Raw genomic sequence first — 308 nt, forward strand, 5'->3', positions numbered from 1 at the left:
AGCGGATCCACCCACCCCGTAGGGTTAGGCACGTACTGGTAGCTATTCAACCCACCCGCAAGCTTGATCGGATCCGGCGTCAAAAACCGTCCAGTTCCCGGATTGTAGTAGCGGTGCCGGTTGTAATGTAACCCTGTCTCCGCATCGAAATACTGACCCTGGAACCGCAACGGGTTATCGATCTCGCTGACGTCCAGCGCGGCGAGATTACCGTACGCTCGGTACTTCGCCGACCACATGATTTCACCGCTGTAGTCGGTGAGCTCCTGCGGTGTGCCGAGGTGGTCGAGTTGGTAATAGAACGGCGT

Annotated in this window: 1 protein-coding gene; it reads right to left on the reverse strand. The window is 57.5% G+C overall.

The features are described from left to right. Nucleotides 1-308 (reverse strand): RHS repeat-associated core domain-containing protein (locus L8H52_RS30370; protein WP_242210174.1); only part of this gene is annotated, 308 nt, incomplete at both ends.

This window comes from Pseudomonas sp. CROZ-RG-20F-R04-15 (assembly GCF_022662375.1).
Taxonomy (GTDB): domain Bacteria; phylum Pseudomonadota; class Gammaproteobacteria; order Pseudomonadales; family Pseudomonadaceae; genus Aquipseudomonas.